The organism is Prolinoborus fasciculus (assembly GCF_056724605.1).
The window spans coordinates 13,314-28,948 of the sequence record NZ_JBWZQN010000013.1 but is presented as its reverse complement, the minus strand read 5'-3'; the positions used below and the strand labels follow the sequence as shown (position 1 = coordinate 28,948).

The window sequence follows — 15,635 nt, the reverse complement described above, 5'->3', positions numbered from 1 at the left end:
TTTTCCACACAGTTATCCTCAAAGTTATCCACAGGATAATTTTCTGTTTAATCTCTATATATATTATAAAACTGCAAAATCATGCTGATTTTTTCTGATCAAAATAGCCCAGTATTTGATCCAGTTTTTCTATGAATTCCAGGCTCGGTTGCCAATGATAAGCCCCTTGCTGGACCTGTCCATTCATCCCGCGCAAATACAAATAGGTTGCGCCGCCCAGATGCTGTGTGATCGAATAACCCTGCATATTGGCACTCAGATAACGATGCAGCGCCACCAGATACAAAGCGGCCTGCAACCAGTAACTGGACTGGCTCATATTCTGCTGAATCGCCTCAGCACTATAGTGCTGCTGATCAGGGCCGAGGAAGTTACTTTTATAATCGGCAATATGGTAGCGCTGGCCATCGAAATACACCAGATCGATGGAACCGGTCAGATATCGCGCCGATTTGGCCTCATTAAAATCGCTCATGACTATGTCATGTCCGAGAAAAAGCTGATGGATTTGCCGAATCTGCAAAGGGGCATCGGTCAAGGACAGATAAAAAGGAAATTCTGACAGATACTGTTTAGCCTCCAGCTGCGCCAAAGCAAAATCTACCTGAATCGGAGTGGCCAGAATGTCATGTACCCAGTCATGCATCAGGTTCAGCAAAATATCTTCTGTAATCTCGTCCAACAAGCCATCAAAAGCAGTCTGGAAAATACTGTCCACATTCAGCGATTCAGTGCTTGCAGAGCGTGTGAGCTGGGCCACTTCCTGTTCAAAAAACTGGATAAAGGAGTCATCCTCCAGCCCATCAAAATACACCCTAAACTGACTTAAAAATTCCAGCAGAGCTGAACGCTCGAGCTGTTGTGCCGAGTGAAACATCTGCTGCCATTGCTGGCGATAAACTTCACTTTGGTCATGCAGGCGAATTCCGGTCAATAACTTATAGTTCAGGCTGGACAATACGCGCTGCATACTATGACGCAATTCCTCGGCTTTGAAATCTGCCTGAGCTGTGGCCTGAAACAGGGTTCGCAGATTCACCACAGCGGCCTGATAATGCAGGGAAAAAGCCTGTTCTAGTACACTACGTATATGAAAAGCCTGTTCAAATTTTTCTTTCAGTTCCTGCCAGATTTGCGGTGCGGTATTTTTAAAACGGCGCCGGATTTCCAGATTCCAGTAACTGCTGTCCTGAAAATCAATATGTTCAAAAATGCTGTGCAAGAATGTTCCGGCTACGGTGCCTTTAGGAAAATTCAGCCTAATCCAGTCTAGGGGCACAGCTGCTGGCTGTTCTTCCAGACCGGTAAAATGAATTTCATCGGCAGCACTGTCGGGCTGTTCATAAGCCGTGACCAGATCGTCCTGCAAGATATGTCCATGTAGCTGATGCTGTGACAAAGCCGTAAAACTGGTTTTGGTTCGCGGATAAAACTGCCGCTCTGGCAAAGGTTGCGCCCGCATGTCGACCTGATGATGGTTCGACTGCTCGACCAGGCGCGGTGGCTCCTGAGACAGAGGCGGCTCGACCAGACTTAAAGCATGTTGAAACAGTTGATCTCCCTGACCACGCCAGAAGGCCAGCCCGGAATCAGACTGTGCGTTCTGGTCCTGCAGCATGGCATATACCCGGTGACTGGCACGGGTCAGCGCCACATACCAGAGTCGGTGGTTTTCGGCAGCATTACGCGCTGCATTCTGCAGAATCGCCTGCTCATGTAAATTCTTGTGATTCACTGCAATCACCCGGGATTGTTCCAGAATGTTGTCCTGTTCAGGCGCAGACAGGGAAAAATTCAGATTGCCTTTATGCACATCAAAAGCAGCATCTGCTCCCAATAAAAACACCACTTTAAATTCCAGCCCTTTGGAGGCATGAATGGTCATCAGCTGCACCCCATGATCCCCAGACAGCTTGCGTTCTTTTTCGCTGTCCTTGCCTGAAGGTGACTGAAGCTGGCGCAAATACCAGTGATAGAGTTTTTGCGCCCCCTGATAATATTCACTCTGCTGGCTCAGCATCTCGGTCAGATGGCGTAGATTGACCACTACCCGCTCATTGTCCAGACTTTGACTGGCCACCAGATTGGTCCAGACCTGAAACAGATTCAGTGCATAATTCCAGGCGGTCAAAAAGCCTTTCTCAAACCACATTTCCCGAATTATATCCAGATCCGCAATATAGCGACTGAGGCCTTCACTCTGCTCCTGTAATTCGATCAGTTTTTTCAGATTGAAGCCCAACAGACGAGTCAGCAAGGCCCGCTTGACCTTGGCCTCATTGAAAGGATCCATGATCGCCGTCAATACTGCCGCGACATCCTGAGCGATTGGACTGGCAAACACGCTCTGTTTGGATTCTTTATAGCAGGGAATGCCCATACGCTGCAGACGCTGCTTCACCTGTTCCAGCGCAAAATGGCCAAACCCCAGTACGGCGATATCATCTGCGCTCAGGCTTTGCTGATGCTCTTGCTGCTGAAAGTACAGTTGCTGCTGGGCAGACTGATTCAGCAATGCACGGATTTTCCAGGCCACCTGATCTGCTTCCAGGTCCGATTCACCTAGCTGAATCCATCGTAAGGGCTGCGGGTTGATACTGCCCATATCGACCAGATCTGGATGCGGGCGACTACCGGCCTGAATCAGGGTGTACTGCACCTGTTCGCCAAAATCCATTTGCCGCTGGAACAGTGCATCAACCACTTCTACGAGCGGTTTGACTGAACGATGGTTCTGCATCAGGGTATATTCACGACCCTGCTTGTGACGTACGTCAGCGTGTGCCTTGTTATACGTCAGCATGTCGCCACCGCGGAAACCGTAAATTGCCTGTTTCGGATCGCCGACCATAATCATGCAGCCGGACTGCACCCGGTTGGCATCACGCCAGATCTTGGCCAGCAGATCATCCTGATCCTGATTGGTGTCCTGAAATTCATCGACCAGAATCAGCGGATAACGTGCCTGCACAAACTGGGCAAAACGCTGTCCCTGCTGGCCTTGCAATGCTTCTGCCAATGTACGGATTTGCTGGGAAAAAGTGGTTTCACCCTGCTGCTGCAAGGTTTGTGGCAAACGAGTCTGCACACTTTGAATAATATGAAATTCCAGATAGGTCGTAAGCTGTTGCAGCTGCTCATCCAGATATTGTTTGACCTCGCACAGCACATCAATTGCTACGATCAGACTATGTTGCAAAATCAGCTGCTGCTCTGCATCCGGACAGCTTTTGTTAAAGACCTGAGTGTTCGGCTGGAAATCGGTTTTCTTGCGACGCAAATGGCATAGATTCAGTATAATCGGCTGCAATTCAGCATCAAAGAAACTCATTGTTCCTTGAGTTTTCAGGGCAGCACACCAGGTCATAAAATTTTCACAAATTTCGGTTAATTTGGTCAAAAAACTCTTGTGAAAATACTTCGGACTTTCCTGACAATAACGCCGCATGACGGCAAGATCATGCTCCTGAATATTCACTAATTGACTGATGCAGGCTTCCAATTTGTTCAGGTCACATTCAGCCGGTTCGATCTTGCGGAAATACTGCTTGCTGAAATTCAAGGCATCACGCACCAGCCCGGTATAATGCTCCACCGGTTTCAGTAGATTCTGAACATACAGATGATTAACCATGTATTGCGGCTGCTGCTGGATCCAGTCACGCAGCACATCATGAATCAGCTGCTGGATATAAATATCCTGATCTTCGGTCAGTTCTGCACGTTCAATCTTGCCACTTTCAAATGCAAATTCACGTAACAGTTTCTGGCTAAAGCTGTCCAGGGTGCCAACAAACAGTTCATCCAGCTGGTTCAGCACCAGACGTAAACGGCGACGGGCATAATCCAGCCGTGAACCATAATCTTTCAGTACCTGCTGAAATAAAGGATCGGTTTCATTCTGGATTTTTGCTGTGATTTCAACTGAATTGAGCTGCTGATGACGCTGGATATAAGCCAGCGTTTCCTCGATGCGAAGCCGTACCCGGTTTTTCAGTTCAGCCGTGGCCTTACGGGTAAATGTCGTCGCAATCACCTGATGCGGATAATACTGGTCCAGAAAAATCCGCACCATCAGACTGGAGAGCGTATAGGTCTTGCCGGTTCCTGCCGAGGCTTCAATCCAGTGTAGGCCACGGAATTTCATGTCTTGAATCGGATTGGTGGAAATGGCTTTTTGCATCTGCTGCTTTAAGAAAGTCATACGGCTATTTCACCCACTCCAGATGTTGATGAATCGGCGCATACAGGCCATGAGCAAAATCATGGCAGCAATTTTGCAAGGCCAGATCCGGATCCTGATCCTGCAAAATAAATTGCCAGTCCTGATGCAGCAGACTGGATTCATCCGAAGCCAAAGGTTTGGCACTCTCATAGCTGTTGTTCCAAGCCTTTAGCAATTCCGGCATTTCCACAATGGTCATCTTGCCCTGTTCATTCTCGGCCCACTGCCATTCTTTTTTCATCAGTAATTCTGCCGGCAAGACCAGCGGCTGCTGTTGACCAATTTTCCATGCCTTTAACCAGAGCTGCAAATACTCATGTGCCTTGCTCGAACTCAAGCCAGAAAACTTCAGGGTTTTATTACTGAAAATGACAATGCGCTCCAGTTCTGGAGAGCGTGCATCATCATTTAAGTAAGCCAGCCACAGCAGATACTCCAGCCAGATCTGGGCACGGCGTTTTTCCGAGGCCGAAGAGGATTGCATACTCAGCCAGTAGCTGCTGTTTGGAACCTGAGGCACGTTAATATGAATGATCAGTTCAGGACTGAACTGCCAGGATTGCTGGGTAACTGGCGTCAGTTCTTTACCCAACTGCAGCAAACGTTCTTGCAATAACTGCTGTTCCTGCTGGCTGCCCAGCCAGGTGGCTTGCTGGGTTTTGCCCACTGGCAAACGGTCTAGCATCAGGTTCGGCTCAATCTCCTGCTCTTGTTGCAACAGGAAATCCCGTACCTGATACTGTTCCAGCTTGTTCAGTAATAGGGGTTCCCGGGAACTCGGCAAATCGGCATAGCGAATCGTGGAAACCCCGACACTTTTCAGGAATAGACGTGCCGGGAAAATCATATCGCGGATCCATTCATCGCCTTTGAGTACCCGGATTTCTTTTTGTTCTAGTGCCGGATAATGTGCATTGATCCAGCTGCTGCGCTTGCCTTCGGCACTACGAATATACTCTGCTACTGCAAACCACTGATCCTGATAGCGCGGTGTCTGCATATCTGCGAATCCGGCCGGATCAAAAGGCTGCAAGGGATGCACATGATAAAGCTGCCGAATATGTTGAGCGACTGACAGACCATGAATATCCACCATCGGATCGATTTCGGCATCCGGCTGTTCAGACTGGCAGATCAGCGCGATATGCTGAACCAGTTCCTGCAAGGCAGTGGATGGATCGCGAGCCTCACCATCCTCCAGATCAAAGCCATTATAGAACAGCCATAGATTTTCCTGTGCCAGCAGCAAGGCATCCAGAAAAGCGCCCTGCTCGTCATCCAGACGGGAACGGTCACCGAGTTGCGGCTTCAGGCTGCGCATCAGGTCAAACGGAACCTGTTGATTACGGCTCGGAAATTTACCGCTATCCAGATTCAGCATCACCACCAGTTTATAAGGCAATGGCCGGATCTGACCAATCTGGCTAAAAGTAATCTGTCCGGTCGGTTCGGCCTGATCCAGCTGCATCTCCAGGGTATTCTGAATTTCTTCCAGCACATAAGGCAGAGGCAGACTGAGTGCCACCAGTTCCTGACTGGCATGCGGATCATCCTGGTCATGATAATCGGCCAAGGTCAGCATCCGCATTTGCTTGTCGATAATCTCGGCAACGGTTTTGAGCGATTCCACGCCAGCATCACGGAACTCGTTCAGATCGGCGCGCAGATATTCCAGCCAGGTTTTGACTGGCGTGCGCTGTCCGGTTTCATGCAAAGTCAGCCAGTCACGGCGCTCTACCAGATCCTGATAAATCCGGATCAGGGTGGATATCAAGGGAAAATCACTGGTCAGAACCTTGGCATAACTCAAGGTGTCCTGAAACAGGGTATGTTCAGGAATCGCCAGACCCAACGCCAGACGGTCCAGCGCGAATTTAAAGCTAAACCGGTAATCCTCATCGCCTGCGCTCAGACTTTGCTGTAAATGCTGCTGGTCCAATCCACGCTTGAAGCCAGCATCTGTCAGCAACTGCAACATCCGTTCTACCTGACTATAGTCCAGACCATAACGTTGCTGGGTCGCATTCAGGCTAAGCCAGTCGGCAAAGTCCTCAATACTGAAACGGCGCCGTACCCACTGAATCCGGCCCAGTACCGCGCGCCAGGCATTGCTGACATCCAGACGTGATACCCCGGCAATCTGGATCGGTAAATACAGGTTATCTTTCTGCAAGCGTTTGCTACCAGTCTCGCGCTCACGCGGTGGCGGGGCAAAGACACTGCGAATTGCCGGTTCGAGTTCTTTCAGACTTGGCGTCAGCACCAGAATATCACTAGGCTGACGCGGCACGTCATTCGTATCTTGAGCCAGCCAGTGAATCAGCTGTTCTTTAAGGACTTCCAGCTGACGTAATGAAGAATGACAGACATGAATCTGTACCGAATCATCGTCAGGGCTTAAAGCATATTGATGCTGTTCAGGCTCGAGCAAATACAGGATATCCGACTGGATTTTGGCCAGCAGCCTGTCCTGATATTCATCGACAAAGACATCGGCCCAGAGACCCTCTTCCCCCGAAGACAGTTTAGAGAGTAGAGAAAAATGATCCCGTGCCTGCTTGCCGAATCGGGTCAGGAGCGGATGCCGCGATTCCCGGTCTTCGGCATTAAAGTTCAGCTGCTTGATCCTGAAGTCTTTTATTTCCGCATCATTCGGTTTACGTTGACGGGTCTTTTCAAAACGCTGAATAAAGCGCTCTTCCCGCTGCAAATCAAACCTGGCTTTCCAGTCCGGATCGACACTGTCGGCCCAGTATTCCTGCGAGGGGTTGAAGTGAAAAATATAGATATCAATGTATTGCCCCAAACGGCGTAAAAAATCCAGCTGGCTGGGTGGCAGTTCCAGCAGGCTAAATACCACAATCTGGGCCGGTAGTCGTTTTAGAGCCTGGGCGCGGGTTTCTGCATTCTCCAGCCGCTCCCAATACAGGCGTTCAATCTCCAGGATTTTGGCATAATCATCCTGAAATACATGCTGCCACAACCAGCGTTGCCAAGCTTCCAGTTCACGCGCCTGAATCTTGACAAAATCCGCCACCTGCATCTCATGACCATTTTCATCTTTGGGGCTATAGATCATTTGCTCGATATCGAGCGCAATATCCTGCCCCCAGGACTCTAACCAGTTACTCGGACAACCACAGTTGTTTGGAGGACAGTTACGCGCGCAATAACCGCGATAATCCATATAATGGCTAAACAAACGCGACACCTGCTCGGCTACCCAGTACAGCATGCTCTGTTTTTTCAGCTGCTTCTCTGTACCCTGCTCCAGCCGGTCAGCACTGTCATAAATCCGCTTCACAATAGAATACAGCGGATGATCGACGTCTAAAGGAATCTGTTCAGGCAGAATGCATTTTCGTAGCGCCTGAAACACGCGCCATTTGATGATAATGCGCGGAATATTGGCTTCACGGACCTGCTCCACTTCTTTAGGCGCATTCAATACCCACTGATAGGAAGTCCATTGAAAGGCGCGAATCCGGTGATGAAACTGGGTATTGGCGCTAATGCCTTTTTTCTCGGCAATTTTCTGGGTCAGCCAAGTTTCTACTGCCGGAGATGGCACAATAAAGTGCCGGGTTTGTAACACCTCAAATGGATTCCGGGCAGTCTGGTTGACAATACGCAGCATACTATCCAAAAGCACATCAATACGTTGACTCTGAATAACATGAATGGCCATTGGTTCCCCTGAACTGCTGAATGTGGTTTTTACTACAAAACGATAAAGATTATTTACTATACATCCCGAGCGCTCTATGACACTTTAAAACCACACTTCAGTCGAAAAATTTCTTTGAAAAAAGCATCTTAAAGATGCTTGAATAGAAAAAAACAACATAGAGCTTAGGTAGTGCCCATGAAATTAGATAAAATTCCTGAACGTCTCGATCCGAGCCTAGATTTAGAACAAATCCGCGCCGAGTGCCTGGAACTCACCAAAAAACGCGCCTATTATTCTGCCGGTGCTGCGGTTATTCCAGTGCCGTTTATGGACGTGGTCATTGATATCGGTATCTTGTCGCAATTGATTCCCGAGATCAATGCCCGCTTCGGCCTGGCGCCTGACCAGATCAGTGTCTATGATCCAAAAACCCGTCAGGTGCACTGGAATGAGTTGCGTAAACGCGGCGTAGAATTTTCTGGTCTGGTGGTCGCACGTACGGCAGTTAAAAAATCTTTGAACAATGTTGCAGCGAAAGTGATCACAAAGCAAGTCACAAAATTCATTCCGCTGGGCGGCCAACTGGTGGCGGCAAGTCTGGGCTATTTTGTCATGAAAAAGATTGCTGAAGCACATGTAGAGGAATGCTACCGTGCAGCTAAAAATATCCAGCAAAAACAGGTGGCGCAAGGTTAAAATCCGGGTGAGCTGAATTTTTGCAGCCCTCTAGATACTCTTACTTCAGGCAGATTATTCTGCCTGAAGCTGTTTTAAAATAGCCTTTAATACTTCGACCCGTGCGGTATGTTTATCATCAGACGCGATAATGTGCCAAGGCGCTTCCTCGGTCGAAGTATGTTCAAACATATCGGCTGCCGCTTTCAGATAATCGTCCCAGCGCTCCCGGTTACGCCAGTCTTCTTCAGTAATTTTAAAACGCTTATGCGGTGTATCTTCACGCGCCTTGAACCGTGCTGCCTGTTCCTCTTTAGAAATGGCCAGCCAGATTTTCACAATCACCGTTTGATGCTTGACCAGGCTCTGTTCAAAACGGTTAATTTCCGCATAAGCTCGCTGCCATTCTACCGGACTAGAAAACCCTTCTACCCGTTCTACCAATACCCGACCATACCAGGAACGGTCAAAAATGCAGATATCATCATCGGTTTGCAGCTTGGTCCAGAAGCGCCATAAATAAGGACGGCTCAGCTCATATTTTTCTGGTGCGGCAATGGTATGAATTTCATATTCACGTGGATCCAGTTTTTTGACAATCCGCTTGATCGCGCCGCCCTTGCCAGCAGCATCCATGCCCTCAAACAGAATTACCACATTACGCGAATCGGAACGCATGGCTTTGGCGACCTTCGCGGTTAATTTTTTTAGTTCCGGTTTGTAATCTTCTGGCTGGGCTTGAGTCTTGGAAGGATGTTTTAACTGCTCGGGAATCTTGGCCTGTTTCCATCTTCCCTTGGCTCTGGCGGGATGATCCGGACAATGTTTCAAGGCACTCAGGATATACTGGGCAAATTGCTGGTCGCGCTGCTGCTCATCTTCGCCATCAATAATGAACCAGTCCTCGGTAAAGCGCTGACGCAGGCGCTGCAAGGTGTCATATTCTTTGCGATTGCGCCAGTCCAGACCATGCAGTTGATGCCAGTGAGTTTCACTCGGATCCATGGCATCCAGACGTTTTTGCAAGACTTTCCAGGACAGGTCAAACCAGACCTTGATCACATCGACATGGTTATTTTTCAGGTCCTGTTCAAAGGCCTGCATCTCTTGCAGATATTCATCAAACTGTGCATCACTCAGCGGGCTTTCAGCTTGCATGGCACTGCCAAGCAGATCACTGTACCAGTTACCAAACAGCACCATGATCTGGCCTTCGGCAGGAATAAAACGTGCATAAGGTTGCCACAAGGTCTGCTTCGGGCCGGCTAGCTGAGGCTTATCGGCTTTCACACGCAAATAGCGCGGATCGACCCATTCACGTAACTGTTTAACCGCTTCACCCTTGCCGGCCAGTTCAATGCCATTCACCAGAATCACCAGACTTTTGGCATTTTTCTGGCCCCGGGTCTTTTTTAAATTATATTGGGCATCAATCAGCTCGACAGACAGCTGATCTTCATCCATTAACTGAAATTGTGGTTGTTCCATACGCATCTTCAACCCTGATCTTTTATTCTGTTTGCAGTATAGCGAGGAGTTTCAGCGCAAAAATAGCTCTGGCAACGTTTTTCACACGATTAAATTGGCCATTTAAACAACAGATTGACATACAAATGCCCGATCTCTGTTCAATTTGTCATAGCAGGATTGTCCGGCAGCCTCTAAGATTCTTGCATCCTCCAATCATAATTGAAGCCTCATGTCCAAACTTGCCGTACTCGATGATCTGTTAGCGCATTATTATCAACTGGCTTATCACACCCGGCCTGACATTTTAAGCCGTTTACAGGATGTGCAGGCCTGGCAGAAAGTCCGCATGCAGCGCACCCATCGCGCCCATTTTGCTGAAAAACAAAACCTGTTGATGTCCGAATATTTCCTGAACCGTCTCTACGGCGGTGCTGACTTTGATGCGCTGGCAGAACAGATTGCCCGGCTGATGAAATATGCGCATAAAGCAGAAAAAGTTATTCCGGAAAATGCCATTAAAACCGGCACCTCAGGCGTAGAGCTGGCTATTCTGGCGGTACAACTGGATGAACAGGTCGCGATTCAGTTATTACAGGATTATCATCCACATGAACCGCTAACTGACGAGATGATGCGCCTGACCTATTTGAAGCTGGATCAGGGTGAAGCACGCCTGAAACAGTTGGCTCTGCTGGATCAGCTCGGTATGAGTCTGGATAAATACATGCGTTCATTTGTGGTCTATACCGCCTTTAAAATGTGTAAGGGCGCGGCGAATAAATATAACTTTCAGGTAATGTATGAATTTATGCAGGATGGTTTTCTGGCCATGAAGCCACTCAAATCGGCAGAAAAATTTGTACGCACGTTCACTGCCACCGAACGCCAGATTATCGAGAAAGTACATTCTGGCGATCCGCTACCATTTCAGTAAATACCCGATGAGTATTTCTGCCAAGCGTGAATTTTTCTGTATATTATTCATAACAATTGCATCATGATTGCTGAATAAGCCTTTAGAATCTGTCATGATGCAGACAATGCAAGATTAACCCGATTGATATGTTAGGAGTGACTCCAATGTCGAATGAAAATACAACGCCTACCCCTACCCCCGAGTCGGCACAACAGACAGACAAAGTGAGCCCATTCTTAACTGAACCCCTTCCACAAGGCACCCCGCAAGGTCAGCAACAATCTTTAGAACAACGTCTGACTGACACGCCTGTGACGGGTACTGTGCCCAAATATAATCTGCCACGCGGTGCCAATACGGGTAACGTCGGCTCAACCACGCACTTCGGCTATCAAACTGTAAACAGCGAAGAAAAAGCCCAGAAAGTCGCAGAAGTGTTCCACTCTGTAGCGAGCAAATACGACATCATGAATGACTTGATGTCTTTTGGTATTCATCGCCTGTGGAAGCGTTTTGCAATCAATATGTCAGGTGTACGCCGTGGCCAGCATGTGCTGGATATCGCGGGTGGTACTGGCGACTTGGCTAAAGTCTTTAGCCGTGAAGTTGGTCCGACAGGTCATGTGGTACTGTCTGATATTAACGAATCGATGCTGAATGTCGGTCGTGACCGTCTGATTGATGCGGGCTGTACCAATGTCGATTTCGTTCTGGCCAATGCCGAAACCTTAGAACCATTTGCAGACAACAGCTTCGATCTTTTAACGATTTCTTTTGGTCTGCGTAACGTGACCGATAAAGATGCTGCACTTGCTGCAATGTACCGCGTCCTTAAGCCAGGTGGCCGTTTACTGGTTCTAGAATTTTCTAAACCAGTGTTTGAGCCATTCTCTAAGCTGTATGACCTTTATTCGTTCACGGCATTGCCAATCATGGGCAAAATCATTGCCAATGATGCAGAAAGCTATAAATACCTGGCTGAATCGATTCGTATGCATCCGGACCAGCGCACCCTGAAAGGCATGATGGAAAATGCCGGCTTCCAGAATTGTGACTATCACAACCTGACTGGCGGGATTGTTGCAGTTCACCGCGGTTTCAAACTTTAAGGTTCCTTGCCTATGTGGTCAATTCTGGCACTCGGTGCTATTGAACGCGTGATTCATCATGTGATTGATCTGGATGCCATTACCCGCATCCAGCTGAATGCCCTGTCCGGTAAAATGCTGCGGGTGGTAATCGCCTCGCCGCAGCTTTCGGTTGATGTGTTTTTTGATGAAGGTAAAGTTCGTCTGGAACCAACGGCAACCGGTCATACCGAAACACCTTCAGTCTTTGAACAACGTCCATTTGACGCAAGTTCCTTGACAGTCACCGAAGCGACCGCAACCTTGCAGGTCAGCAATGTGGTGGAATTACTCAAGCTGCTGCTTTCCGATGAAGTCGGTAATATCCCCCTACAAGGCGACTACAAGTTATTGCAGGAAATCCAGCGCATCATGCAACAGGCGGAACTGGATCTGGCGGCGCACTTAAGCCCTTGGGTTAGCCCGACACTGGCACATGAAATTGGTAAATTGCAACTGCTGCCCAAGCAGCTAAAACGCACCCTGCAAAGTCAATTATTTTTTGCCGAAGATGCCTTAAAAGAAGACAGCGGTCTGTTTGCCCCCCGCTGGCAAATGGATGACCTGAATCAGGACACCCGTATCCTGAATCAAAATTTAGATCGGGTTGAAGCAAAAATCCATCAGCTTCAGGCTCAAATTGATGCCTCCAACAATTCTACTCAAGACTAGGTACACAGCTTTATGATTCCGCATGTTTCACGTTTACTCGAACTTTGGCGCATCGCCGCGCACTATCGACTCGACACGTTGTTTCCTGCGGAAGAATTACCAGAAAAATCCCGGCATGTGCTGTCCCTCATCCGGATGCATCCGGCTGCCTGGTCCAGTCGTGAACGTAAAAATCCGCTCAAGCTGAAACTGGCTTTAGAAGAAATGGGGCCGTTGGCGATCAAGCTCGGTCAACTGCTCTCGACCCGCCGTGACCTGATTCCACCTGAAGTTTTACAGCAACTGGTGTTACTGCAAGACCGGGTCAAGCCATTTGATAATGACGTGGCCAAGATGCGCATTCAGGAATCCCTGAAAGCTGATGTAAATACCCTATTCGCGCGTTTCGATACCCAGCCACTGGCTGCAGCTTCGATTGCTCAGGTGCATACGGCTGCCCTGCATGATGGCCGTGAAGTGGTGGTTAAAGTCACCCGCCCGAATATTCGCCAGCAGATTTTGCAGGATTTTGAAATTCTGGAATGGCTCGGTCAATTTCTGGAAAAACGTCTGGAAGCAGCACGTGCCCTACATTTATCAGAAATCATTCAGGACTATCGCCAGATCATTCTGAATGAGCTGGATCTGACGCTGGAAGCAGACAATACCCGCCGTATGCGCCATCACTTTACCGGCTCGAGCATGATGTATGTGCCGGAAATTTATATGGACAGCAAAGACGTGCTGGTAGCCGAGCGCATTACCGGGGTGCCGATTTCAGATATCGCGACCTTTGACCGGCTGGGCATGGATCGGGCCGATCTGGCGCGTAAAGGCCTGACCATCTTCTTTACCCAGGTGTTCCGCGATAACTTCTTCCATGCCGATATGCATCCGGGAAATGTCTTTGTAGAAACCATCAATCCGGCCAATCCGCGTTTTATTGCGCTGGACTGCGCGATTATGGGCGAACTGTCCAAACACGACCAGATGACCGTAGCACGCATGCTACTAGCGGTCATGAACAGCGACTTTATGCAGCTGATTCAGGTGGTGCATCAGGCTGGCTGGATTCCACCGGGGACTGATCAGGATGCTTTGGCTCGTGAAATGCGCCGCAGTGTGGGGCCAATGGTCTCAAAACCGATGCATGAACTGGATTTTGCCGGCATTCTGATTGAAGTGATGGATATCGCTCGTCGTTTCCATCTCGAAATTCCCCCTCAATTGATGCTGCTGCTAAAAACTTTGGTGCATGTCGAAGGTTTAGGAACCGACCTATATCCTGAACTGGATATCTGGAGTCTGGCCAAACCGATCCTGACAGACTGGATCAAGGCCCAGATGAATCCGCAAAAGAACCTAAAAGAACTGGGACAGAAAATCCCGGATCTGCTTTTAGGGGCGCAGGATTTACCGACCCTGATGATCGATAGCTTAAATGGTTTAAAAAACCAGTCGGCATGGCATGCCAAACAGCTCAATGAATTACAAAGCATGCGCCTGCAAATGGAACATCAGCAAAAACGCAGCTGGATGTTTGGCAGCGTCATGGCCATTCTGCTGGCGATTGCAATTATTTCACCATGGTTTGTGTCGGTGATTCTGATTGTGCTCGCAAGCGTGCTTGCCGTCTGGCGGATTGCTAAATAAATCTCCGTGATTTTAGAACATGATAAAAAAAGCCTGAAATGATGCAGGCTTTTTTTATGTCTTAAAGATGAGGATGACTCCAAAGTCACCTTAGGACATATCTTGCCATTGGGTCTTCAGACCTATCGCTTAAAATAAGCACACATTTGGCTAGTATAGGTTCAACCATGGTACAGATTTTACAAAGACGTGCGCCTGCGCTGACGATTCGTGCTGGCCATCTAGCACGTGAGCTGATTCTGCAACAAGGTTTGCAACCCGAACAAGTCGATATTGTACCTGGTGCTGCAGGTGGCCCCAAAGGCATCGGGATCCAGGGACTGGATCAGGCGATTTTTGGTGAGTTTTTTCCACGTGCACCTCAGCGTAGAACTTTGGTGGGTTCTTCGATTGGCAGCTGGCGTTTTGCCAGTATGGCTGCACATGGAGTTCAACAGGGAACCGAACGTTTGGGTGAGCTGTATACCAACCTCTATTTTCATAAAAAAATGACCCGTCAGGATGTCAGCGAAGTTTGCCGTGGCATGCTGCTGGATCTGGTACAAGGCAAAGAAAACAATCTAGTCAATCATCCAGATTATCATCTCGCAGTCATTTCAATTAAAGCCCAACACATTTTCCAGAGTGACAAGGCATTGCCGTTGCTGGCTTCTGTGGCTGGAATTCTTGGAACGACCGCAGTCGCGCGCCGGCACAGCCGTTATTTCATGCAACGTGTGATCAGCCAGCCCAATATCGGTGAACAGTTTAAAATCGCTGAAGATGGATTTACCACACATTATCATGCACTGACCGAACAGAGTGTGTTGTCTTGGCTGATGGCTTCAGCCTCTATTCCCGGGGTAATGGCAGCGGTGAACAATATTCCGGATGCACCGCAGGGTTATTATCGCGATGGTGGCCTGATTGATTATCACATTGACCTGCCCTTTCAGAGCAAAGGCATTGTGCTGTATCCACATTTTACCGATAGCATTACCCCCGGCTGGTTCGACAAGTTATTTAAACGTACCTCAAATCCAGAAAATCAGGCACGAACTTTGCTGCTTTCTCCATCGCAGCAATATCTGCAAAGTTTGCCTTTGGGTCGTTTGCCTGATCGTAAAGACTTTAACTTAAAAGATTTGGATCAAACCCAACGGATTCAGCTGTGGAAGCAATGTATTGCGGAAAGTCAGCGTCTGGGCGATGAATTTCTGGAACTGGTCGAGAAGCAGAATTTTGCTGAGGTGATGCAAGCCTTGTAAT

Annotated in this window: 9 protein-coding genes; 6 read left to right on the top strand and 3 right to left on the bottom strand. The window is 48.5% G+C overall.

What is annotated here, in order from left to right; genetic code table 11:
* Positions 1–79 precede the first annotated feature (79 nt).
* Together AC1P5O_RS04750 and AC1P5O_RS04745 are read right to left on the bottom strand one after the other, a co-directional pair.
* Entirely contained in the window at positions 80–4,204 is a 4,125-nt protein-coding gene (locus AC1P5O_RS04750; protein ID WP_262471980.1) for a UvrD-helicase domain-containing protein, read from the bottom strand.
* A gap of 4 nt (positions 4,205–4,208) precedes the next feature.
* Positions 4,209–7,913 (bottom strand): exodeoxyribonuclease V subunit gamma, encoded by a 3,705-nt coding sequence (locus tag AC1P5O_RS04745; RefSeq protein WP_348941975.1) that lies wholly within the window; start codon positions 7,911–7,913, stop codon positions 4,209–4,211.
* A gap of 177 nt (positions 7,914–8,090) precedes the next feature.
* On the opposite strand from AC1P5O_RS04745, the gene AC1P5O_RS04740 reads away from it, so the two are divergent.
* Entirely contained in the window at positions 8,091–8,591 is a 501-nt protein-coding gene (locus tag AC1P5O_RS04740) for a hypothetical protein (RefSeq protein ID WP_004278581.1), read from the top strand.
* Between the two features lie 54 nt (positions 8,592–8,645).
* Here AC1P5O_RS04740 and pap read toward each other — a convergent pair whose 3' ends face one another.
* Complete coding sequence (gene pap / locus AC1P5O_RS04735; RefSeq protein ID WP_004729341.1) at positions 8,646–10,064, bottom strand: polyphosphate:AMP phosphotransferase; 1,419 nt, start codon at positions 10,062–10,064, stop codon at positions 8,646–8,648.
* Positions 10,065–10,269: 205 nt separating this feature from the next.
* On the opposite strand from pap, the gene AC1P5O_RS04730 reads away from it, so the two are divergent.
* The 5 genes from AC1P5O_RS04730 to AC1P5O_RS04710 all read left to right on the top strand — a co-directional run bounded on the left by AC1P5O_RS04730 (position 10,270) and on the right by AC1P5O_RS04710 (position 15,634).
* Positions 10,270–10,974, top strand: coding sequence for a DUF8198 family protein (locus tag AC1P5O_RS04730; RefSeq protein ID WP_004647334.1), 705 nt, complete (start codon positions 10,270–10,272; stop codon positions 10,972–10,974).
* Positions 10,975–11,294: 320 nt separating this feature from the next.
* On the top strand, positions 11,295–12,065 hold the full coding sequence (gene ubiE, locus AC1P5O_RS04725) for a bifunctional demethylmenaquinone methyltransferase/2-methoxy-6-polyprenyl-1,4-benzoquinol methylase UbiE (protein ID WP_318270391.1): 771 nt from the start codon (positions 11,295–11,297) through the stop codon (positions 12,063–12,065).
* Positions 12,066–12,077: 12 nt separating this feature from the next.
* A complete protein-coding gene (locus AC1P5O_RS04720; RefSeq protein ID WP_005102869.1) occupies positions 12,078–12,755 on the top strand; it encodes a ubiquinone biosynthesis accessory factor UbiJ in 678 nt (225 codons plus the stop codon).
* A gap of 12 nt (positions 12,756–12,767) precedes the next feature.
* Positions 12,768–14,387 carry an ABC1 kinase family protein gene (locus tag AC1P5O_RS04715; protein WP_004729335.1) on the top strand — a complete coding sequence of 540 codons (1,620 nt, stop codon included), beginning with the start codon at positions 12,768–12,770 and terminating at the stop codon, positions 14,385–14,387.
* A 167-nt stretch (positions 14,388–14,554) separates the two neighbouring features.
* Positions 14,555–15,634 (top strand): patatin-like phospholipase family protein, encoded by a 1,080-nt coding sequence (locus AC1P5O_RS04710; RefSeq protein ID WP_005102867.1) that lies wholly within the window; start codon positions 14,555–14,557, stop codon positions 15,632–15,634.
* The last annotated feature ends 1 nt before the right edge of the window (position 15,635 follow it).